This window comes from Parasphingorhabdus sp., assembly GCF_041748495.1.
Lineage (GTDB): Bacteria > Pseudomonadota > Alphaproteobacteria > Sphingomonadales > Sphingomonadaceae > Parasphingorhabdus.
Genome location: NZ_JBGTDD010000123.1, coordinates 15940 through 36895 on the forward strand (window position 1 = coordinate 15940; position 20956 = coordinate 36895).

Consider the following 20956-nt stretch of genomic DNA (forward strand, 5'->3'; position numbering starts at 1 on the left):
TATGATACGCAATTTTCGACTGATGAAAGCGATTGGCCTGCTGGCCGCAATCCCGGCACTGAGCGCCTGTGTTAGTTTTGGCGGGGCAGAGCCGCCGCCGTCGCTGCTTTCGCTGTCGCCCGATCAGAAACTGGCGGCCGGAGCCATGCAGAGTGGCCCGCAATCCGGTTCGCTGGTGGTGGCACTGCCCGCCGCTCCGCAGAAGCTGAATACCATTCGGGTACCGGTGCAGACCAGCGGCGGTACCGGTATCGCTTATCTGAAGGACGCCGTCTGGGTCGATAAACCGGCCCGCCTGTTCCAGAATCTGCTCAGCGAAACGATCGCCGCGCGCAACAACCGGCTGGTGCTGACAGCCACCGAAGCGGGTGGCAATGCGCAAACCTATATCACGGGTGAATTGGTCAATTTTGGTCTGGACGGTCCCAGCCTGACCGTGACCGTCACCTTTGATGCGGTGAAGATGAGCACGGATCAGCCGGTCGCGAAAAAGCGTTTCGAGGCCAGTGGCCAAGTCTTTGCGGCAGAACCGGGCGCCGTCGGCGAGGGTCTGAACAAGGCAGCCAATGAAGTGGCGGTCGCCGTCGCCGAATGGGTCGGCTAACGGTTTAGCAATTCCTGCTAATCCTCACCATAGCTGAACCCCTCGGGTTCCGGCCAGTCGATCGCAGTCGCCGCCATCACCCGAAACAGGCACCCCATTTCATCGATATCTGTCAGCCGCTGATGCGCCGCCCGGATCATGTCGGCTTCTTTGGGAGACGCCGCGATCAGCGCCGCAGCGCGTTGATCAATGCCGAGTGACTTCAGCCATTGGCCCTGTTCCGCAGGTCCGTGCACGGCGAGCAAGCATGAACGGGCGATATTGGCTAAAGTGTGAAAATCAACATGGGCGGTCAGATCAGACATGCCCGGGCAGTCGAACGGACTGATCGGCATATGATCCTTCACCGCCTGCAGGGTGCTGCCGGTGCCCGGCTTCGTATAGCCATAATCGATGATCAGCAGAGTACCCCCCTGTTTTGCCAGCCGGCTGGCCAACTGGCCAACCCATTCCACGCTGACCGGCGAGCGTTCCAGAATCGTGCCGTCCGGAAAGCGGTGGGCGGTGCTGCCCAGATGATCCGCTGCGGCTTCGCTACTGGGCAACGCGATAAATTTACTGCGGTCCCGGGCCACCATCTGCCGCCGCCAACCGTCGGCTGTCGCAATAAATTGCTCGACCGGCAGGGCGTCGAAAAATTCATTGGCGACGATCAGTAGCGGCCCGTCGGTTGGCAGGCTCGCTAGATCGTCATGCCATATTGCTGCAGGATGCAGTTCCGCCTGCTTGGATTTGAGAACCGGACTGGTCTCGACAAAATGAACCGGTGGACGACAGCCGAATCTGGCCATGGACCGCAGCGCATCATCTGCCAACGTGCCTCGTCCGGGTCCAAGTTCTACATAGTGACAATGATCGGGTGATCGCTGGCGCAGCCACAGGTCGGCCAGCCAGATGCCGATGATTTCTCCGAACATCTGGCTAATTTCCGGTGCGGTGACGAAATCACCTTCTTCGCCCAGCGGATCCTTGCTTGCATAATAACAAGCATTGGCGATCGCCATATAGTCGCCCAACGGGATCGGACCGTCCCGATCGATCCTGTCCGCGATGATATGCGCTGCGCTGGGAAGGTCCGCCGTGCTGCCGTCAGGCAATGCTCTTGTCTCCGGCGACCGGTTCGACGCGTGCGCGTCTGCCTTTCGCGGTATAGACCAGCCAGGCGCCGAGCAGGATCATCGGTACCGTCAGCCATTGACCCATGCTGAAACCCGATTGTTCGACCAGCCAGGTAAGCTGGGCATCCGGTTCACGGAAAAATTCGACGGTGAACCGGCTCAGCCCGTAGACCAGCAATCCGGTCCCCACCAGTTTGCCGGGCTGATAGCGGGCATCGGTTTTCCAGAACAGCAGCGAGAGTATGATGAAATAGAGCAGCCCCTCCAGGCCCGCTTCGTAAAGCTGGCTGGGATGGCGCGCGACTTCGCCACCCATCGGGAAGATGATTGCCCAGGACACATCGGTCGTGCGGCCCCACAGCTCGCCATTGACGAAATTGGCCAGCCGTCCGAAGAACAGCCCGAACGGAATCACGCAGGCGACATAATCGCACATGCGCAGAAAATCGAGCTTCTCGCGTCGTGCGGTCCACCACAGGGCAAGCACAACGCCGACGGTACCGCCGTGCAGCGACATCCCGCCGTTCCAGACCTGCAATATCTTGATCGGTTCGAGCAGGGTCTCTGGGCTGTAGAAAAGCACATAGCCCAGTCGCCCGCCAACGATGATCCCCAGCGTCGCCCAGAAGATCAGGTCATCGGCATGGCGGCGGGCCATCGGCGAACCCGGCTGGTCAACCAGTTTGGTCAAATACCAGTAGCCGAGCAAAATCCCGGCGAGATAGGCAAGGGAGTACCATTTGAGCTGGAAAAATCCGAGGTCGAGCGCATTGGGGGAGAGGCCAAGCTCCACAAACCGCGTAAATTGCGCTGCATTGGCCAAGATAATATCAATCAACTCTTTTCCCCGTGTGGTTTCCTGTCCATATAAAGGGAAATTCCCCTATACCAAGAGGGAACAACGGGAGACTGGAATAATGGCGACCTCTGAACTGGATTTGGTAATCGATAAAACGCTGGAAGCCCTGACCCAGCCTGGTCAGTTGCTGGAACTTGCCACAGTCAACAAATATGGCGTTGATATGCCGATCTTCAAAAATGCACCGCAGAATGTTTCTGACTTTTTTGCCTATTTTTGTCACCAACATGCCGACAAGGAATTCTTGGTCGATGGCGACATTCGCCTGACCTTCGGAGAGGCTTATGCTGCCGCCCGCGCTTTGGCGGGAGGGCTGGTCGAAGGCTATGCTGTCCGGAAAGGAGACCGGATCGGTATTGCTGCGCGCAATTCGGCCAACTGGGTCATTCTCGACATGGCGATCACCATGGCGGGCGGCATTTCGACCAAATTGAACGGCTGGTGGCGAGGTGATGAACTGGCCGACGGGATCGAGGATGTCGGCTGTACTTTCGTTTTTGCCGACTATCAGCGGGCGCAGCGCCTGGTCGAATCCAAACGCGATCATGGCGCCGAACTGCTGATCTTTGAACATGACAAATTGCCTCTCGGGGGTCTGAAAGTCATGCTGGAAAAAGGCGGTGGCGCGGAAACGCCGCTGCCGCAAATGGCGCCGGAAGACAATGCGACGATCCTGTTCACGTCCGGTTCCACCGGCCGTTCGAAGGGCGCTTATGCCGAGCATCGTGCGGTGGTGCAGGGCGCGATGAGTTTCGTCGGAACGGTGCTGGTGCTGGTCAACATCATGACAAAGGCCGGCACCATGCCGGAAGGCCAGCCGACCGCGATGGTTTGCGTGCCTCTGTTCCATGTCACCGCGTCGGTGCCGCTGGTGCTGGTCAGCTACGCGATCGGACGAAAGCTGGTGATGCTGAACAAATGGGATGCAGAAGACGCGATGCGACTGATCGAGAAGGAACGGGTTACCTATTTTGTTGGCGTCCCGCTGATGAGCATGGAAATCTACTCGCACCCGCATTTCGATAAATATGATCTCAGCAGCTGTGTCACCATGGCCGCCGGCGGCGCACCGCGTCCAGTCGAGCATGTGCGGCGGATCAAGGAGAAAATGGGCAATGGTTATCCGGTGATCGGCTATGGCCTGACCGAAACCAATGGCGTCGGCTGCTCCAACCAGAACGAGAATTATCTGGCCAAGCCGGACAGCACCGGCCGGGCCACGCCGCCGATTGTCGATGTTGCGATCCTCGACGATGACGGCAACAAGTTGGCGCAGGGCGAGCGCGGTGAAGTCTGCATCCGCACCGCCGCCAATTTCACCGGCTATTGGAACAATGAAGAGGCAACCCGGGACTCCTTCACCGATGACGGCTATTTCCGTACCGGCGACATCGGCTTTCTCGATCCCGAGGGCTATCTCTTCATCGTTGACCGGAAAAAGGAAATCATCATCCGCGGCGGCGAAAATATCAGTTGTCAGGAAGTGGAAGCGGCTGTCTATGCCAATCCTTCTGTAGCGGAAGCCTGTATTTTCGGGGTTCCCGACGAACGGTTCGGGGAAGTACCTGCCTTGGTTTATCACACCAAAGATGGCCACAATCTGCCCGAGGATGAACTGCTGGAATCGCTCAAGCACCAGCTCGCTCCATTCAAATTGCCGGTGCATATCTGGCAATATGATGAGCCGTTGCCCAAGCTCGGCACTGCAAAAATCGCGAAAATCGTGCTGGCGAAAAAGCATCGTGCCGAACTGGCCGCAACCGGATGAACTATCGCGCCGATATCCCGACTGCACCGCCTAATCCGGCTACAAGGATCGGCCGCCAGCGCGATATTATCAATCGTCGGCTGCTGGCGGAAGAAATAGACGGCCTGATCGCGGAACATGGCATGCAGCAGGCGCGTGCCAAGATTCTGCCACTGCTGCAGGATGCGCTCGACAAGGGCCGCGCAGAAATCAGCGCGCGTTTGCTGAAAAGACCATCGGCGGGCCACGAAATGGCGGCAGCACAATCCTTTCTGGTCGATCAGCTGGTTCGTCTGATCCATGATGTCGCGGTATATCATCAATATCCGGTGAGCAATCCGTCGTCGGGAGAGCGGATCGCGGTGATGGCGGTCGGCGGCTATGGACGCGGAGAGATGGCACCGCACAGCGATGTCGACATTGCATTTCTGACCCCGCACAAGACCAACAGCTGGACCGAACAGGCGGTCGAGGCCATGCTCTACTGGCTCTGGGATCTTGGCTTCAAGGTCGGTCAAAGCAGCCGCTCGATCGACGAAATGGTGCGCATGGCGAAGCAGGATCTGTCGATCCGCACAGCCTTGCTGGAGGGTCGCTATATCTGGGGCGATACCGGCGTCTATGAAGAAGCCAAGCAGCGTTTCTTCCACGACGTCGTCGCTGGCACCGACAGCAGCTTTGTGGCGCAAAAACTGGCCGAGCGCGACGCGCGGCATGTGAAAATGGGGGACAGCCGCTATGTTGTCGAGCCCAATGTGAAAGAAGGCAAGGGTGGTTTGCGCGATTTGCAGACGCTCTACTGGATCGGAAAATATATCCACCGGGTGACGTCCGCCGGAGAACTGGTCGATGTTGGCCTGCTCACCGCCGATGAATTCAAGCGCTTCCGCAAGGCGGCCAATTTCCTGTGGGCGGTGCGCTGCCATATGCACGACATCACCGGCCGCGCCGAAGACCGGCTGACCTTCGATCTCCAGCCAGAAGTCGCTCGGCGCATGCGCTTTGCCGACCGGCCCGGCAAATCCTCGGTCGAACGGTTCATGCAATATTATTTCCTGAACGCGAAGGTAGTTGGCAACCTGACCGGTGTGTTCCTCGCCCATCTCGACGAAACGCATAACGCCGGGGTGCGCCGATTCCTGCCGTCAATGACCCGCAAGCCCAAGAAACTCAATGGCTTCGTGCTGGATCGCGGGCGACTTGCGTTGCCCAATGAAAAATTCTTCGAGCAAGATCCGGTCCGCCTGCTGGAAATTTTCTGGCTGGCAGACAGGCACGAGCTGGAAATCCATCCTCTGGCGATGCGATCGGCGCGGCGGGATTCCAAATTGATCGACAATAATATCCGCAAGGATGCCCGCGCCAACAAGCTGTTTCTTGACGTGCTCTGTTCGCCGCGCGATCCCGAGCTGGTGCTGCGCTGGATGAACGAGGCTGCGATATTTGGCCGCTTCATACCCGATTTCGGCCGTGTTGTCGGGCAGATGCAGTTCGACATGTATCACCATTATACTGTCGACGAGCACAGCATCAGGGCGATCGGCCTGCTGGCAAAAATCGGCCGGGGTGATCTGGTGGCCGACCATCCCAACAGCACCGCGACGATGGAAAAACTGCAGAACCGACGCGTATTGTTCGTCGCAACGCTGCTCCACGATATTGCCAAGGGCCGCGGCGGGGACCACAGTATCTTGGGCGCGGATGTAGCAATGAAGCTGTGCCCGCGACTCGGCCTGAAACCGCATGAAACCGAACTGGTCGCCTGGCTGGTGCGCAATCATCTGCTGATGTCAGCGGTGGCCTTCAAGCGCGATCTGTCGGATTTCAAGACCATTCAGGATTTTGTCAGCCAGGTAAAAAGTGTCGAGCGCCTCCGCCAGCTCACCGTGCTGACCGTCGTCGATATCCGCGCGGTCGGGCCGGGGGTCTGGAACAGCTGGAAACGGCAATTGCTGACCGACCTGTTCGAAGCCGCACAGGAAATGCTGTTGCTCGGCCACAAGCAGCGGGGCCGCAAGGAACGGATCGAAGAGAAGAAAGCGGTTCTGGGCGAGGCGTTGAATCTGCCTGAGGCCGAGTTCAGGAAACTGGCGAAGCGGTTCACCGATGCCTATTGGATCGCCGAGCCGGATGATATCATAGCGCAGAATGCCCAGCTGGTGCTGGAAGCCGGGAATACGGATCTGGCGATTTTCGCGGATGTCTATCCCGAACGCGGTGCCACTTTGATCACGGTCTACGCCGCTGATCATCCGGGACTATTCTACCGGATCGCGGGGGGCATCCATGTGTCTGGCGGCAATATTATCGACGCGCGCATCCACACCACTCGGGACGGCATGGCACTGGACAATTTCCTTGTCCAGGACCCGCACGGCAAGCCTTTTTCCGAGAAAGGGCAATTGGACCGGCTCAAACGCGCGGTGGAAGATGCCCTCGCCAACCGGTCAAAACTTTCCACCAAGCTCGACGCCCGGCCGCTGACCCATTCGCGGGCCGGCGCTTTCGAGATCACGCCTTTTGCTCTCGTCGACAACGAGGCTTCGAACCGGTTCACGGTGATCGAGGTCAACGCACAGGACCGACCGGCTTTGCTCAACGAACTGGCCTATGCACTGTTTGAATCGAAGGTTACCGTGCACAGCGCGCATATCGCGACTTATGGTGAACGGGCAGTGGATACTTTCTACATTACCGATCTGCTGGGCTCTAAAATCACCAGCAAGCAAAGGCTGCACGGATTGCAGAAGCGCCTGACCAATGCCGCGGAACGCAAGTCCGGTAAGGAACCGGCCTAGGGCAGCTTGTCCTTCAGCGCCGCCAGCACGCCGAACGGCCCGGCCTCCTCTTCCGACTTGAGGACCTCCCGGGCCACAATATCGGCATTGGGGCCGCGCGGGAAAGGTTCGAGTGCGAGATAGAGGGTTTGCGCAATGGCTTCGCCCAGATCGATCTGGCCATTGTCATATTCGATGATATCGCAATCTTCTTCGGTCAGTTCGATCTCTTCGTCGACACCTTCAATTTCCACTTTTGGTGTGAAGGCAATGTCAAATTCCTCGCGCAGTCGGACCTGAAAGCTCTCACCGGTGACGGAACAGCGCTGCTGCAGATCGGATTCCAGTCTGCCGGTAAAAGCGATCCGGTTCTCGCCTGCCAGCAATGTGTAGCTTGCATCCAGCGTGGTAATTTTTGGCAGATCAAATCTCAGCGCCAGCTTGCTCCGTTCTTCCTCGCTGGTGGACAGCGTGCCGGTCCGCGGCGTCGATCCGATCTCCGATAGCTTGACGATATGGGAAAATTCCGGTGTTTCCATCATGCAGCCGGTCTGCTGACCGGCAGATGGCCGGCAATGACGTCGTCGGTGTCGCATGCTTGCAGCGCGACATGATAGGCAGCCAGCCGGTTTGCAAGAATGTCCAGCGCCGCCTCCTCCGGTTGTTCACCACGAAAAATATTGCGGACAATCGCCTCGCGCAGGTCTGCACCCTGCTCCAGCGCTTCCCGATAGGCCCCGACCCGGCCACCGAGTGCGCCGACCATGCGGCCGACATGCTTGCCGACGATCATGTCGCCAATACCGATCTGGCGCATTTGCCCGTCCATGTCCTTGATGAAAATTTCGGTCAGCCAGGCGATGTCCTGACCCTGGCGGTCATCCTTTTCCAGCCTGATCAGCACCAGCGAGAATATCGCGGCGATCATGTCGAACCGGCCGTCGAGACTGTCGGGCACCTGCGCCTCTTCATACCATGCCAACTGCCGCCCTTCACTGACAATCGCATTGTACAGCGGCTGCATTTTTACATTGGGATTGTCTCTGGAAAAAATCTTGCTGAAAAAGGACATTGCTGGTTCCGCTGGTTGGTTCGTAAGTTTATGGAAGATCGCGTGCTTTGTTAAGTCTGGATACAGGGCATATTGATATTTATGGCGCGAGATGCAATGGGCGATGACTGTCAGCCACCGATACGGTGCTGGCTGTATAGTGGAGAATGAGTTTGATGGTCGGCAATATCAAAAAAAGCAGCCTGTGGCTTGGGCTTATCGCTGGGACCATGATGATGGCTGGCTGTGCCCAGGTGCGCGGTCATCAGGGATATATTGCCGATGAAGTGCTGATGTCGGCGATTCAGCCCGGCGTCGACAACCGTCAGTCGGTGGAAGCATCGCTCGGCCGTCCGACCTTCACAGGGCAGTTTGACGACAATACCTGGTATTATCTGTCCCGCGAAACTCGCCAATATGGCTTCAACAACCCGCGCCCCCGCGAACAGCAGGTGATGCGCATACAATTTGACGCGTCCGGAAATGTCGCCGCAATCGATCGGACCGGCTTGGAACTGGTCGCAAGCATCAGTCCGGATGGCAATAAAACGCCGACTCTCGGTCGTGACCGCACCTTTTTCGAAGAGCTTTTCGGCAATATCGGCGCGGTCGGCGCACCCGGCGCGCAAGGCGCCAGCAACGACCCCACTCGACCGTAGCGGCTTCGCCTATTTGGCGATACCGCTGGCAGCGAGGACCGCCAGAGTCACCAGTTCCGATGCGCTGGATGCCATCGTGGCAATCTGCACCGATTTTTCCAGTCCGACGAGCATCGGTCCGATCACCGAATCACCGCCCAGTTCGCGTAGCAATTTCGCGGACAGGTTAGCTGACTGCAACCCGGGCATCACCAGAACATTGGCAGGCTGGGACAGGCGGCTGAACGGATAATTGGCCATCAGCTTGGGATTGAGCGCCACATCCGGTGCCATTTCACCTTCATATTCAAAATTGACCCGCCGCTGGTCGAGCAGCGCTACGGCTTCCCGCAGATTTTCCAGCCAGCGGCCTTCGGGATTGCCAAAGGTCGAATAGCTGAGGAAGGCGACGCGCGGTTCATGCCCCATCTGCCGGGCAACCGCTGCCGTCTGCTCGGCGATATCCGCCAGTTCATGCGCCGTTGGCCGTTCGTTGACTGTCGTATCGGCCATGAAAACCGTATGATGCTGGCCGACCATGATATGGATGCCGAAAGCGGTGCGGCCCTTTTCGACATCGATCACCTTGGCGACATCGCGGAAAGTTTGCGAATAAGGCCGGGTTACCCCGGTGATCATCGCGTCACCCTGGTCCATGGCGAGCAAGGCCGACCCAAAGATATTGCGGTCCTGATTGACCATCCGCTTGATATCCCGTTCCATATAGCCGCGGCGATGGAGGCGCTCGTACAACATGGTGACCATTTCGGGCACCAGCGGGCTGTTGCGACTATTGTGTATTTCAAAACTGTCCGGATTGCGCACGCCGAGTTCTTGCAGCTTTTCCCGGACGCGATCATCGCGGCCGACCAGCACAGGTGTGCCATAGCCGCCATCCTGGAACTGGATCGCTGCGCGCAGCACGACATCCTCTTCCGCTTCGGCAAAAATAATCCGCTTGGGTGACAGACGGCAGGCCTCATAGGCCTGGGTCAGCACCGACGTGGTCGGGTTGAGACGGGCTTTCAGGCTCTGGCGATAGGCGTCCAGATCCTCGATCGGTTTCTGGGCGACACCGCTATCCATCGCAGCCTTGGCCACCGCGGCAGAGACCACATCCATCAGGCGCGGATCAAAGGGCGCCGGAATGATATAATCGACGCCAAAGGTCGGTGCGTTTCCGCCATAGGCAACCGCGACTTCTTCCGGAACCTGTTCCCGTGCCAGTTCGGCAATCGCATGAGCGGCAGCCACTTTCATTTCCTCGTTGATTCGGGTGGCCCGCACATCCAGCGCGCCGCGGAAGATGAAGGGAAATCCCAGGACGTTATTGACCTGATTGGGATAATCGGAGCGTCCGGTGGCGATAATCGCGTCCGGACGTGCCGCTTTTGCATCCGGAGGGGTAATCTCCGGATCGGGATTGGCCATCGCGAAAATGATGGGTTGAGCCGCCATATCCTTGACCATCTCCGGCTTCAGGGCACCGGCGGCGGACAGGCCGAGAAACACGTCAGCTCCGGTAAGCGCCTCGGTCAATGTGCGGGCCTCGGTATCGATCGCATGGGCGGATTTCCATTGGTCGACGTCGTCGCGCCCGCGATAGATGACACCCTTGCGGTCGCACATGGTCAGATTGTCATGCCGGACGCCGAGGCTCTTGATCAGCGAGGCGCAGGCTATGGCAGCGGCACCGGCGCCATTGACGACAACCTTGATATCCTCGATCTTCCGGTCGGTCAGCAGACAGGCATTGATGATTCCGGCCGCGGCGATAATCGCTGTGCCATGCTGGTCGTCGTGGAATACCGGAATGTTCATCCGGTCGCGCAAGGTCTGTTCGATGATGAAACAGTCGGGAGCAGCAATATCTTCCAGATTGATACCGCCAAAACTGGGTTCCATGATCTGGACGGCGTTGATGAAGGTTTCCGCATCTTCCGTGTCGAGTTCCAGATCGATCGAATCGACATCGGCGAAGCGCTTGAACAGCACGGCCTTGCCTTCCATCACCGGCTTGGCGGCGAGCGCGCCGAGATTGCCAAGGCCAAGGATCGCGGTGCCGTTCGATATCACCGCAACCAGATTGCCTTTTGCGGTATAATCATAGGCTTTCGAAGGATCTTCGGCGATCGCCCGGACCGGGACGGCTACGCCGGGAGAATAAGCCAGGCTGAGATCGCGCTGGGTAGCCATCGGCTTCGAAGCAATGATCTCGATTTTTCCGGGTCGGCCATGGGAGTGAAAAAGCAGGGCTTCCCGTTCGGAAAATTCCAGATTGCTATCTTTCTTGTCGGCCAAATTATATCTCCGTATATCATTAGTCGGCTTGTTTGCGCCGATCGGATGGTCACGTCCCGCCGCACGGCTTACTCGCTTTGACGCAGGGCCGCAATATCAAGTAAATTTCCTCAGAAACGGCTCGCCGCGCTTTTATGTCCGGCTGCACTCGGCTATCGCTGCCCCATGGCAATCCAGACTCAGGACATAGCGAAAAAGCGGGAGAAAGCACCTGCGTCGGCAGCGGACAAGATCACGCCAATGATGGAGCAATATTTTGGTCTGAAGGAAAAGGCCGGCGATTGCCTTCTATTCTACCGAATGGGAGATTTTTTCGAGCTGTTCTACGAGGACGCGAAACGCGCCGCAGCGGCGCTCGATATTGCGCTGACCTCGCGCGGCAAAAATGCCGGCGATGCGATCCCGATGTGCGGCGTACCGGTCCATGCAGCGGAAGGCTATCTGGCTAAACTGATCCGGGCCGGGTTCAAGGTGGCGATTGCCGAACAGGTTGAAACCCCGGCCGAGGCCAAGGCACGCGGCGGCTACAAGGCCTTGGTCGCAAGGGATATCATCCGCTATGTGACCGCCGGAACGCTGACCGAAGACACTTTGCTCGACGCGCGCAGCAACAATATGCTGGTCGCGCTGGCCGAGGTTCAGGGCGAGATCGGTCTGGCGGCGGCGGATATATCGACCGGCAATTTCGAACTGACGACGATATCCGATGATGCTCTGGACGCAGAGCTGGCGCGGCTTGCACCATCAGAAATCATCTGTTCGCCATCGTTTTTGCCACGGCTGCACAAAGCGACCGGCTGGGCAAAGGAGAATTTCGACAGCAGCCGGGCTGAAAAGCGGCTGCGCGAGCATTTCGGTGTAGCGACGCTCGATGGCATGGGCGAATTTTCGCGGGCCGAACTCGCGACCGCAGGCGGGCTGATTGCCTATGTTGATCATGTTTCGCAAGGCCATGCGCCCTATTTGCATCCGCCGAAAAGGCGCGAAACAAGAGAATATCTGTCGATTGACGGACCGACCAGAGCGAGTCTGGAGATCGACCGGACGCTCGCCGGCGGACGCGAGGGCAGCCTGCTCCATACCATTGATCGCACGGTAACACCGGCGGGCGCACGCTTGCTGGCGAGCGACCTGTCCGCGCCCTTGTTCGCGGAGCAACCGATCAATCGCCGGCTGGGGCTTGTGCACTGGTTTCATGACGGCTCGGCAATCCGCGACGATGTCCGCGGCGAGCTCAAGGCGCTGCCTGATATCGGCCGGGCGCTCGGCCGGGTGTCGGCAGGGCGGGGCAGTCCGCGCGATCTTGGCCAGATTCGCGATGGTCTCGCTGGCGCGCGGATCTTGCGCGAACGGTTGGCGCTGGCGCTCGGTCTTCCGGAACTGCTGGAAAATCTGCTGCCAGCGCTCGATGGTCATGGAGAATTGGTCGATCTGCTGTCCCGCGCCCTGGTCGAGACGCCACCGACCGAAATGGCCAATGGCGGCTATATCGCGCCGGGCTATGATCCGGCGCTTGACGAGTTGCGCAGCGCCGGTTCCGACGGCCGCCAGGCGATCGCGAAGCTGGAGGCACGCTATCGCGAGGCAACCGGAATCAGCACGTTGAAGATCAAGCATAATGCCGTGCTGGGCTATTTTATCGAAGTCCCCGCGCGCCATGGCGACAGCCTGATGGCCGAGAACAGCGGCTTTACCCACCGGCAGACGCTTGCCGGGGTGGTGCGGTTCAATTCAACCGACCTGCATGAGGAAGCGGTGCGCGTGTCGCAGGCCGGTGCACATGCTCTGGCTGCGGAAGCCGCGCATTTCGAGCAACTGGTCAACAAGCTGCTGGAGCGCAAACAGGCGATCAGCGAAAGCGCCGACGCCCTGGCCCGGATCGATGTCTCTGCTGCGCTCGCCGAACGCGCTGCCGAGGGGCAATGGTGCCGTCCGCAATTTGTCGATGGCAACATCCTCGATATCCTTGCCGGTAGTCATCCCGTGGTCGAGGCGGCATTGGCGGCCAAAGGCGAGGCCTTTGTTGCCAATGATTGCGCCCTGGCCGATTCGGAGCGGCTGTGGCTGGTGTCCGGCCCGAATATGGGCGGCAAATCGACCTTCCTGCGGCAAAATGCGTTGATTGTCATTCTGGCGCAGGCTGGCGGCTTTGTCCCCGCCTCGTCGGCGAAGCTCAGTCTCGTCGACCGGCTGTTCAGCCGGGTCGGTGCCTCCGACAATCTCGCCCAGGGCCGGTCGACCTTCATGGTCGAGATGGTCGAAACCGCAGCGATCCTGTCGCAGGCGACCGAGCAAAGCTTCGTCATTCTCGATGAAGTGGGCAGGGGCACCTCGACCTATGACGGACTGGCGCTGGCCTGGGCAGTGGTAGAGGCGGTGCACGAGACCAACCGCTGCCGCTGTCTGTTCGCGACCCACTATCACGAACTGACCCGGCTTGCCGACCGACTCGACTCGCTGTCGCTGCATCATGTCCGCGCGCGCGAATGGAAAGGCGATCTGGTGTTGCTGCACGAACTTGCCAAGGGCCCGGCTGATCGCAGCTATGGTCTGGCAGTGGCCAAGCTGGCGGGCATCCCCAAGCCGGTGCTGGCGCGGGCCAAGTCGGTGCTCGACAAGCTGGAAGCGGGCAAGGCCGAAACCGGTGGTCTCGCGGCCGGACTCGGTGATCTGCCGCTGTTTGCGGCGAGCCTTGCAGAAGTCGCAGAAAAATCCGATAGTCTGCGTGAGGCCATCGGTGCGCTCGACGTGGATGCGCTTTCCCCGCGCGAGGCACTGGACCAGCTTTACGCGCTGAAGGCGCAACTCGAGCAGGAATGACGATATGAAGAAATGGATATTGATATTGCTGGCCGTGGCCATCGTCGGCGGCGGCACCTTTGTCTATCAGACCCGCAATGCCAATGCCGAACCGCTGGAAGTCGGCGCTACCGCGCCCGATTTCACCACAACCGGTGCGCTCGCGGGAGAGGAATTTCAATTCTCGCTTGCGGACAAGCTGAAAGACGGTCCGGTCGTGCTCTATTTCTTCCCCAAAGTGTTCACCGAGGGCTGCACGATCGAGGCGAACATGTTTGCCGAGGCCACCGCCGAATTCACCGCAGCGGGTGCCACCGTCATCGGCATGTCGAGCGACGATATCGAGGGACTGAAGAAATTCTCGGTATCCGAATGCCGCAACAAATTCGCGGTTGCGCAGGCGGATGACAGGATCATCGCCGACTATCAGGTCCGTATGGCACCCGGGCTGGCGATGACCAATCGCACCAGCTACGTCATCGACCGGAATGGCAAGATCGCTTTCGTCCACAGCGCGATGAAACCCGAAGGCCATGTCACCGGCTCGCTGGAAAAAGTGAAGCAGCTCTCAAAAAGCTGATTAAAGGCTTGCTTTTGCCGCACCTCTGGACTGAAAGACGCCCATGACCGATCATGCACCCGATCCCGCCATGCTCGCAAAGGCGGAAACGCTCACCGATGCCCTGCCTTACATGCAGCGCTATGCTGGCAAGACCTTCGTCGTGAAATATGGTGGCCACGCGATGGGCGACGCCGTGCTGGCCCGCAATTTTGCCGAAGATATCGTGCTGCTGAAGGCGGTCGGGATCAATCCCGTTGTCGTCCACGGCGGCGGCCCGCAAATCGGCGCCATGCTGGAGCGGGTCGGCGTCGAAAGCAAATTTGTCGATGGCTTGCGGGTGACCACCAAGGAAACCGCAGAAATTGCCGAAATGGTCCTGTCCGGTGCAATCAACAAGGAACTGGTCAGCTGGATCGAGCGGGCCGGCGGCCATGCGATCGGCATTTCCGGCAAGGACGGCGGGTTCGTCAAGGCGGCGAAGCTGCGCCGCACCGAACGCGACCCCGACAGCAATATCGAACGGATCATCGATCTCGGCTATGTTGGCGAACCGAAGACGGTGAACCGCAGCGTCGTCGACATGATCTCTTCTGCCGGCATGATTCCGGTGATCGCCCCGATCGGCGTCGGTGACGATGGCCATACCTATAATATCAACGCCGACACGATGGCCGGAGCGGTCGCTTCGGCGTTGCGCGCCGCTCGCCTGTTCCTGTTGACCGACGTCGCCGGCGTGCTCGACAAGCAAGGCGAATTGCTGACCGATCTCGCACCGCGGGCGATCATTGAACTGGTCAGGGATGGCACCATCTCAGGCGGCATGATTCCAAAGCTCGAAACCTGCGTGAAAGCGGTTCAGGAGGGAGTCGATGCGGCGGTCATTCTGGATGGCCGGATACCGCACGCGATGCTGCTCGAAATCTTCACCAGCAAGGGCGCCGGTACATTGGTGCGGGATGATCTTGAATCGGTTGATTAAACGGCCGACTGTCTTATATAAATGATACAGTAAATTTCTGCTGTTACCGGCGACAAACCGCTAGCCGGTCCGACAGATAATCGATAAAGGTTCTGCCATGGCATTCGAACTCATCAACATTATCCAGTTTCTTCTTGGAATTGTAATCACCGTTATCATCGTGCAGGCGATTATGAGCTGGCTGCTCGCTTTCAACGTCATCAATTTGCAGAATGACATAGTGCGCGCCATCTGGACGGCACTCGATGCACTGACCACGCCTGTTTACCGACCGATCCGCAAGATCATGCCTGATTTTGGTCAGATCGACCTGACTCCCATGGTGGTAATCATTGGGATCATCATCATGCAGCGGTTATTGGACGGCGTCCAATATGAGATGATAGCGGGATAAATATAGATGACCGCCCAGATCATTGACGGCAAGGCTTTCGCCGCCGGTCTGCGCGAACGGATCAGGGAGGCAGTCCCTGCATTCATCAACCAGGCTGGCCGCGCACCCGGTCTGGCGGTCGTGCTAGTCGGCGAAGACCCCGCAAGTCAGGTCTATGTTGCATCCAAACACAAGGCGACGATCGCTGCCGGTATGGAAAGTTTCGAACACCGGCTCCCCGCCGATGTCGCTCAGCAAGACCTGATCGCGCTGGTCGAGCAGTTGAACGCCGACGAAACCGTGGACGGCATTCTGGTACAACTGCCGCTGCCTCTGGGATTGGACGAAAAAGCCGTGGTCATGGCGATCGATCCGGACAAGGACGTCGATGGTCTGCACGTGATCAACGCTGGTCGGCTGGCCAGTGGAGAGGAGGCGCTGACCCCTTGCACGCCGCTGGGCAGTCTGATGCTGCTGAAACACACGCTGGGCGATCTAACGGGGCTCGACGCCGTCGTGGTGGGCCGTTCAATTCTGGTTGGCAAGCCGATGGCACAGCTACTGCTCGCCGAAAATTGCACCGTAACCATGGCCCATAGCCGGACGCGAAACCTTCCCGAGGTGGTCCGCCGCGCCGATATAGTTGTCGCCGCCGTCGGCCGCGCCGAGATGGTCAAGGGCGACTGGCTGAAAGCCGGAGCCGTGGTGATCGATGTCGGTATCAACCGGCTGAACCCGGAACCGGGCGCGGAAAAGGGCCGGCTGGTCGGTGATGTCGCCACCGCCGAGGCGATTGATCATGTGCGGGCGATTACGCCGGTGCCGGGAGGGGTTGGTCCGATGACCATTGCAGTGCTATTACGCAATACGCTGGTCGCTGCTTCTGCGCGCGCCGGTTTGGAAAAACCAAAGGGACTGTGATGCGAATATTTGCCGCCACCGGAATCGCACTGCTGCTGGCCAGTTGCGCCGGCGGCGGTCGTCTCAGCGACCGCGAACGTTATGACCGGGTAATGGGTTCACCTGTCGCCAATCCAAGCGCGGTGGTGCAGGAGGAGCTGGCCTTTGCCCGGCTGGCACAGGAAAAGGGCCAATGGACCGCCTTCCGCGAAACCGCCGCCGATGACGCGATCATGTTCACTCCCGATCTCGTCAACGCCCGGCAATGGCTGAAGGACAAGGCTGATCCAGCGCAAGCCGTCACTTGGCAACCGCATCATATCTATATGTCCTGCGACGGCAGCACAGCGGTTTCCACCGGTGCCTGGCAGAATGCGAAAGGCGAAGCGGGCCATTTCACCACCGTCTGGAAACAGCAGGATTTCAGCCAGCGCCGTCCGGACAGGAAGGTCGAATGGAAATGGGTTTTTGACGATGGCCAGCCGCTGGATACGCCGCTTGCCGAGCCCGACTATGTCGAAACCGAGGTCGCGTCATGCAAGGCCGGGAATCCTGCTGCTTTTCCGCCAACCGGACTGACCGACAAGGGCAAGACCGGGACTTCCGCTGACCGCAGCCTGATCTGGAGCTCCACCTTTGCCGCCGATGGGTCGCGCTTCGTCTTTGTTGAACTGGCGCAAGATGATGGCAGCTTCAATCGGGTACATGAATATAAAATCCCTGTGCCAGGCCCATGATCGAACTGTTCATTTCCGCGTTCATCACCTTCTTCGTGGTGATTGATCCGCCAGGGTGCGCCCCGATCTACGCCAGCCTGACCAGCGATGCGTCGCCACGCGAGCGCCGGATCATGGCATTACGCGCGATCGTGGTCGCGGCGATCATATTGCTGGTCTTTGCGCTGTTCGGTGAACAATTGCTGAGTGCGCTGGGCATCAGCCTTGATAGTTTCCGGATTGCCGGTGGCATCATGCTGTTCCTGATCGCACTCGAAATGGTCTTCGAAAAGCGTACCGAACGCCGCGAGGACCGGGCGCAGGAAATTATCGAACAGCCCGAGATCGAGGATGTATCGATATTCCCCATGGCGATGCCGATGATTGCCGGGCCCGGTTCGATTGCCGCAGTCATGCTCCTGACTTCCAAGCATGATGGTCTCGAAAATGCCGTTACCATCTTGGCTGCTCTGGGAACGGTGTTGTTGCTTACGCTGATCGGACTGATCGCGGCCGGACCGCTGATGCGGATATTGGGCAACAAGGTCGAGGCGGTCATCACCCGGGTGCTCGGAGTGATTTTAGGCGCGCTCGCCGTGCAATTTGTGGTCGACGGACTGAATGGAAGTTTTTAATTCGCCATGTCGGCGGCTAAGCCAAGATAGATATACCGCCCGATATGGTTTGAAACTGTTCCAGCCCTGACACGCATGACCGGATTTGGGTGTTCGGTCAGTCGCCGATCACTTTGGTCCGCGAGAGCAATTGGATGGCGCGCTCGGCCAGCAACGGGTTGGGGACCAGGCGCCGGATCAGCTGCTCGTCGCTTTCCACCTTGTCGTTTCCATAAGCAGCGACCAGCCGGTCCCAGGACGCCCGCGAATCCTCGATCCGGCCATTCTTGGCATAGACCATAGCCATGGCGACATCATAATATGGGCCGGCTCCAGTGCTGGACGGAACAATTTTCTCGGCCGCTTCCAGCGCCGCCTTGTCCTTGCCTTCCGCCAGCAGGGTCAGCACCAGCGCTGTCTCTGCGAGTATCGAGCCACGCGGGTCCAGCACCAAGGCTCGCCTCAGATATCTGTTGGCATCAGGATCGGCACAAGCATAGAGAAAGGCCCCGGTCTGGGCCTGGATATTTGCTTCATACGGGTCCAGCTCAGCGGCTTTCTCGGCGAATTCCTTTCCCCGGCTGCAATTGCCGTTGAAGAAACTGGCTCTGGCAAGAGCAAAATTCGCCGACGCGTCTTCTCTGCCGCGCACCATCGCGCGGCGCGCATATTCCAGTCCTGCCTCCGGATCCGGCTTTCTGCCTGCAGCCTCTTCCCGCAAAAAGGAAAAGAATGAGGCTGCCGCAAGAATAGGGCTGTCCAGGGGGTCGATCGCCAGCGATTTTTCAATACAGGATTCGACAACCGGCAGTAAATCGGGATCACGATTGGCCCGATAACTCTCGAACCGGAGCAGACAGGCATAGCCGATCATGGCATCATCGGGCAGGTGCTTGCGCTGATCGGTCGCGATTACGCCATAAATACCACTGATGCGGCCGGCAATTGGGCCGAGTTTTTCGCTATAGTCAGCAGCGGAATCGGGCATCGCAATGCTTGTCGACCATATTGTCTCGTTCTCCTTTACCGATGTCAGCGAAAAATTGATGGCGGGGCCGGTCGGGCCTGTCACCAATATGCTGTTGAAGAGATAGGCATTTTCTCCCTTTTCGATCGCAACATCTGTGCCGTTCGCGACCGCCAGTCGAACCTGGGCCGAACGGGCAAAAGCATCTTCAAAAAAATGACGTATCTCGGTGGCTGTGCCGCTGTTTGCCGAAGAATTTTCTTGTTGCCCGACCGCGATATAGATTTTTGGTGGTAGCGAAAATTGCTCCGAAGGCGCAGCGATATCCGATGTATCTGGCCCGGGTTCGTTCAGCATCCAGACCAGGCTGATGGCGATGATGAGCAGAAAGGCAGCCAGGCCGAGTGTGGTCTGGCGATTATTGAACCACCGACGCCGCTCCGTCCTCGCGGTAGACGGTGGGTCCAGTTCCCCATCATTCGGTCCCGCAACATTCTGCCCATCCGCCAGCGCATCCTCATCCACTTCAATTTCTACGGCATAATGGCCAATCGGGATATGCAGCCGGCTCGCGCTATCGCGAGCGGCATAATGGGCGGCGAGCATCTTGCGGAGCCTGCCCACTTGCACCCGCGGATAGCTGTCGGCCTGCACGTCAAAATCTTCGGTGCGGCCCAGTCCGTCCACGGCAACCTGATAGGCTTTGGGTGGGCGACCCGGATTGGAAATGGCTTCTTCGACCAGATAGTTCAACAATTTCGACATGACGGGTGAGCGGATGAAATCAGGCGATCGCAACAGCACATGGGTTTCCGCGCGGAGCAATTCGGCGCGCCGCTCATCCGAAGTCGGCGAGGACATTATTCCGGTCTCCCTTTGACAATATCCTTACCAGATATAATCTGGCCGTGCATGGGCAAAATGATCACTGGAACATGACCCAGTCGCGCAGACTGATCCAGCCTTCGCTGCCGACGATGATATGGTCGTGCACGGTCAGCTCGAGTTCTTGCGCTGCCTTGAGCAGCCTGCGGGTGGCGTCAATATCCCCTTCGCTCGGGCTGGGGTCGCCGGATGGATGATTATGTGCAAGGATCAAGGCGGTCGCGTCCAGCGCGAGCGCGCGTTTCAATATTTCTCGCGGATATATCGGTGCTTCGGAAATCGTTCCTCTGCTCACGACTTCGTCGCTGATCAGACGATTTTTGCTGTCCAGGAACAGCACGCGCACTTCCTCGACCGGCAACCGTGCCATCGCGACGACAAGATATTCGATCACGTCCGCGGCCTTGGACAGATAGATGCGGTCCAGCATTTCATCCTTGGACGAAACCAGCATCGCTTCCCGCACCAGAGACAGGATCGCCCGGGCGGGATTGCTTCCGGCGGTCCGGGAATCAGCGTGCAATACCGCTCCGATTGATCCGAATTCGGTGATCAGAGAATCTGCGACAGCAGATGCATTCTCTATGTAGGCGAGGTTGAAAAGTCGCTCCAGGATCTGTCGACCCCGTATTGCTGAAGCCGTTGCTGATGGCGGTACGTGCCGACTGTCAATACGATCAGCATCGGATAGGCCCAGATTGCCGCGGTTATGTAATAAGCTTGCGGCAGCAGTTCGGGAATGAGCATTATCGGGATATGCGATAGAACTTGAATCACCTGCATGGAGCAAATCCATAAAGTCCAGTACCTCTCTGCATATAGGGCCAGCATCACAAAGGCTGACAACATTGCCAAATCAACAATCAGGATTCCGACTTCAGGGTGGGTGAATCTCTCGATCGACGGAGCAGGCGCAAGAATTGTCAGGACGATACCGACAACCAAGATTATCACGGCCCGTCTTTCGGGCTGACCACCCCTGATGGCAGAATATAAACAAACGATCATCAGGAAAGTGAGGAAAAAGTCTATGCGGGTCATAGGCTGACCGGACCAAATAACAGTT

At 58.5% G+C, this 20956-nt stretch carries 19 protein-coding genes; 11 read left to right on the plus strand and 8 right to left on the minus strand.

Going from position 1 to position 20956, the window contains the following annotated elements:
* The first annotated feature begins 1 nt into the window (after window position 1).
* Window positions 2–604 carry an ABC-type transport auxiliary lipoprotein family protein gene (locus tag ACEW8J_RS11055; protein WP_373491697.1) on the plus strand — a complete coding sequence of 201 codons (603 nt, stop codon included), beginning with the start codon at window positions 2–4 and terminating at the stop codon, window positions 602–604.
* Window positions 605–621: 17 nt separating this feature from the next.
* On the opposite strand, the gene ACEW8J_RS11060 is transcribed toward ACEW8J_RS11055, so the two are convergent.
* A complete protein-coding gene (locus ACEW8J_RS11060; protein WP_373491698.1) occupies window positions 622–1701 on the minus strand; it encodes a class I SAM-dependent methyltransferase in 1080 nt (359 codons plus the stop codon).
* Window positions 1694–2560, minus strand: coding sequence for a prolipoprotein diacylglyceryl transferase (lgt, locus tag ACEW8J_RS11065; protein WP_373491699.1), 867 nt, complete (start codon window positions 2558–2560; stop codon window positions 1694–1696). Before lgt ends, ACEW8J_RS11060 begins: the two co-directional genes overlap by 8 nt.
* Window positions 2561–2639: 79 nt before the next feature.
* On the opposite strand from lgt, the gene ACEW8J_RS11070 reads away from it, so the two are divergent.
* Both ACEW8J_RS11070 and ACEW8J_RS11075 read left to right on the plus strand, forming a co-directional pair.
* On the plus strand, window positions 2640–4349 hold the full coding sequence (locus ACEW8J_RS11070; protein WP_373491700.1) for a class I adenylate-forming enzyme family protein: 1710 nt from the start codon (window positions 2640–2642) through the stop codon (window positions 4347–4349).
* Window positions 4346–7126: a [protein-PII] uridylyltransferase gene (locus ACEW8J_RS11075; RefSeq protein WP_373491701.1), complete on the plus strand. Its 2781-nt coding sequence runs from the start codon at window positions 4346–4348 to the stop codon at window positions 7124–7126. The genes ACEW8J_RS11070 and ACEW8J_RS11075 overlap by 4 nt, the downstream gene beginning before the upstream one ends.
* On the opposite strand, the gene ACEW8J_RS11080 is transcribed toward ACEW8J_RS11075, so the two are convergent.
* Window positions 7123–7647, minus strand: a complete 525-nt coding sequence (locus ACEW8J_RS11080; RefSeq protein WP_373491702.1) for a DUF177 domain-containing protein — start codon at window positions 7645–7647, stop codon at window positions 7123–7125. The two genes, ACEW8J_RS11075 and ACEW8J_RS11080, sit on opposite strands and share 4 nt — an antisense overlap.
* Window positions 7644–8177 (minus strand): ubiquinol-cytochrome C chaperone family protein, encoded by a 534-nt coding sequence (locus tag ACEW8J_RS11085; protein ID WP_373491703.1) that lies wholly within the window; start codon window positions 8175–8177, stop codon window positions 7644–7646. Before ACEW8J_RS11085 ends, ACEW8J_RS11080 begins: the two co-directional genes overlap by 4 nt.
* Before the next feature lie 146 nt (window positions 8178–8323).
* On the opposite strand from ACEW8J_RS11085, the gene ACEW8J_RS11090 reads away from it, so the two are divergent.
* Window positions 8324–8815 carry an outer membrane protein assembly factor BamE gene (locus tag ACEW8J_RS11090; protein ID WP_373491704.1) on the plus strand — a complete coding sequence of 164 codons (492 nt, stop codon included), beginning with the start codon at window positions 8324–8326 and terminating at the stop codon, window positions 8813–8815.
* Window positions 8816–8824: 9 nt separating this feature from the next.
* On the opposite strand, the gene ACEW8J_RS11095 is transcribed toward ACEW8J_RS11090, so the two are convergent.
* Window positions 8825–11095, minus strand: coding sequence for an NADP-dependent malic enzyme (locus ACEW8J_RS11095; RefSeq protein ID WP_373491705.1), 2271 nt, complete (start codon window positions 11093–11095; stop codon window positions 8825–8827).
* A gap of 240 nt (window positions 11096–11335) precedes the next feature.
* Between ACEW8J_RS11095 and mutS the strand changes: the two genes are divergently transcribed.
* The 7 genes from mutS to ACEW8J_RS11130 all read left to right on the plus strand — a co-directional run bounded on the left by mutS (window position 11336) and on the right by ACEW8J_RS11130 (window position 18059).
* A complete protein-coding gene (mutS, locus tag ACEW8J_RS11100; RefSeq protein ID WP_373491731.1) occupies window positions 11336–13915 on the plus strand; it encodes a DNA mismatch repair protein MutS in 2580 nt (859 codons plus the stop codon).
* A 4-nt stretch (window positions 13916–13919) separates the two neighbouring features.
* Complete coding sequence (locus tag ACEW8J_RS11105) at window positions 13920–14474, plus strand: peroxiredoxin (RefSeq protein ID WP_373491706.1); 555 nt, start codon at window positions 13920–13922, stop codon at window positions 14472–14474.
* 43 nt (window positions 14475–14517) lie between these two features.
* Window positions 14518–15435 (plus strand): acetylglutamate kinase, encoded by a 918-nt coding sequence (argB, locus tag ACEW8J_RS11110; protein WP_373491707.1) that lies wholly within the window; start codon window positions 14518–14520, stop codon window positions 15433–15435.
* 97 nt (window positions 15436–15532) lie between these two features.
* Window positions 15533–15829 carry a YggT family protein gene (locus ACEW8J_RS11115; RefSeq protein ID WP_373491708.1) on the plus strand — a complete coding sequence of 99 codons (297 nt, stop codon included), beginning with the start codon at window positions 15533–15535 and terminating at the stop codon, window positions 15827–15829.
* 6 nt (window positions 15830–15835) lie between these two features.
* Complete coding sequence (gene folD / locus ACEW8J_RS11120; RefSeq protein WP_373491709.1) at window positions 15836–16729, plus strand: bifunctional methylenetetrahydrofolate dehydrogenase/methenyltetrahydrofolate cyclohydrolase FolD; 894 nt, start codon at window positions 15836–15838, stop codon at window positions 16727–16729.
* Window positions 16729–17445 (plus strand): hypothetical protein, encoded by a 717-nt coding sequence (locus ACEW8J_RS11125; RefSeq protein WP_373491710.1) that lies wholly within the window; start codon window positions 16729–16731, stop codon window positions 17443–17445. The genes folD and ACEW8J_RS11125 overlap by 1 nt, the downstream gene beginning before the upstream one ends.
* The gene (locus tag ACEW8J_RS11130) at window positions 17442–18059 is read left to right on the plus strand and encodes a MarC family protein (protein ID WP_373491711.1); all 618 of its coding nucleotides are present in this window, start codon (window positions 17442–17444) and stop codon (window positions 18057–18059) included. Before ACEW8J_RS11125 ends, ACEW8J_RS11130 begins: the two co-directional genes overlap by 4 nt.
* Window positions 18060–18156: 97 nt before the next feature.
* Here ACEW8J_RS11130 and ACEW8J_RS11135 read toward each other — a convergent pair whose 3' ends face one another.
* The 3 genes from ACEW8J_RS11135 to ACEW8J_RS11145 form a co-directional block, all read right to left on the minus strand.
* Entirely contained in the window at window positions 18157–19866 is a 1710-nt protein-coding gene (locus ACEW8J_RS11135; RefSeq protein ID WP_373491712.1) for a hypothetical protein, read from the minus strand.
* Between the two features lie 64 nt (window positions 19867–19930).
* Window positions 19931–20587 carry a RadC family protein gene (locus ACEW8J_RS11140; protein ID WP_373491732.1) on the minus strand — a complete coding sequence of 219 codons (657 nt, stop codon included), beginning with the start codon at window positions 20585–20587 and terminating at the stop codon, window positions 19931–19933.
* Window positions 20473–20931, minus strand: coding sequence for a hypothetical protein (locus ACEW8J_RS11145; RefSeq protein ID WP_373491733.1), 459 nt, complete (start codon window positions 20929–20931; stop codon window positions 20473–20475). The genes ACEW8J_RS11140 and ACEW8J_RS11145 overlap by 115 nt, the downstream gene beginning before the upstream one ends.
* Window positions 20932–20956: the final 25 nt, after the last annotated feature.

Excerpts from the sequence above, each read along its gene's own strand:
- ACEW8J_RS11105 (WP_373491706.1), top strand. The coding sequence starts at position 13,920 with ATGAAGAAATGGATATTGATATTGCTGGCCGTGGCCATCGTCGGCGGC.
- ACEW8J_RS11085 (WP_373491703.1), bottom strand. The coding sequence starts at position 8,177 with ATGTCCTTTTTCAGCAAGATTTTTTCCAGAGACAATCCCAATGTAAAA.
- ACEW8J_RS11075 (WP_373491701.1), top strand. The coding sequence starts at position 4,346 with ATGAACTATCGCGCCGATATCCCGACTGCACCGCCTAATCCGGCTACA.
- ACEW8J_RS11135 (WP_373491712.1), bottom strand. The coding sequence starts at position 19,866 with ATGTCCTCGCCGACTTCGGATGAGCGGCGCGCCGAATTGCTCCGCGCG.
- folD (WP_373491709.1), top strand. The coding sequence starts at position 15,836 with ATGACCGCCCAGATCATTGACGGCAAGGCTTTCGCCGCCGGTCTGCGC.
- ACEW8J_RS11115 (WP_373491708.1), top strand. The coding sequence starts at position 15,533 with ATGGCATTCGAACTCATCAACATTATCCAGTTTCTTCTTGGAATTGTA.
- mutS (WP_373491731.1), top strand. The coding sequence starts at position 11,336 with ATGATGGAGCAATATTTTGGTCTGAAGGAAAAGGCCGGCGATTGCCTT.
- ACEW8J_RS11070 (WP_373491700.1), top strand. The coding sequence starts at position 2,640 with ATGGCGACCTCTGAACTGGATTTGGTAATCGATAAAACGCTGGAAGCC.
- ACEW8J_RS11090 (WP_373491704.1), top strand. The coding sequence starts at position 8,324 with ATGAGTTTGATGGTCGGCAATATCAAAAAAAGCAGCCTGTGGCTTGGG.
- ACEW8J_RS11080 (WP_373491702.1), bottom strand. The coding sequence starts at position 7,647 with ATGATGGAAACACCGGAATTTTCCCATATCGTCAAGCTATCGGAGATC.
- ACEW8J_RS11125 (WP_373491710.1), top strand. The coding sequence starts at position 16,729 with ATGCGAATATTTGCCGCCACCGGAATCGCACTGCTGCTGGCCAGTTGC.
- ACEW8J_RS11055 (WP_373491697.1), top strand. The coding sequence starts at position 2 with ATGATACGCAATTTTCGACTGATGAAAGCGATTGGCCTGCTGGCCGCA.
- argB (WP_373491707.1), top strand. The coding sequence starts at position 14,518 with ATGACCGATCATGCACCCGATCCCGCCATGCTCGCAAAGGCGGAAACG.
- ACEW8J_RS11130 (WP_373491711.1), top strand. The coding sequence starts at position 17,442 with ATGATCGAACTGTTCATTTCCGCGTTCATCACCTTCTTCGTGGTGATT.
- ACEW8J_RS11145 (WP_373491733.1), bottom strand. The coding sequence starts at position 20,931 with ATGACCCGCATAGACTTTTTCCTCACTTTCCTGATGATCGTTTGTTTA.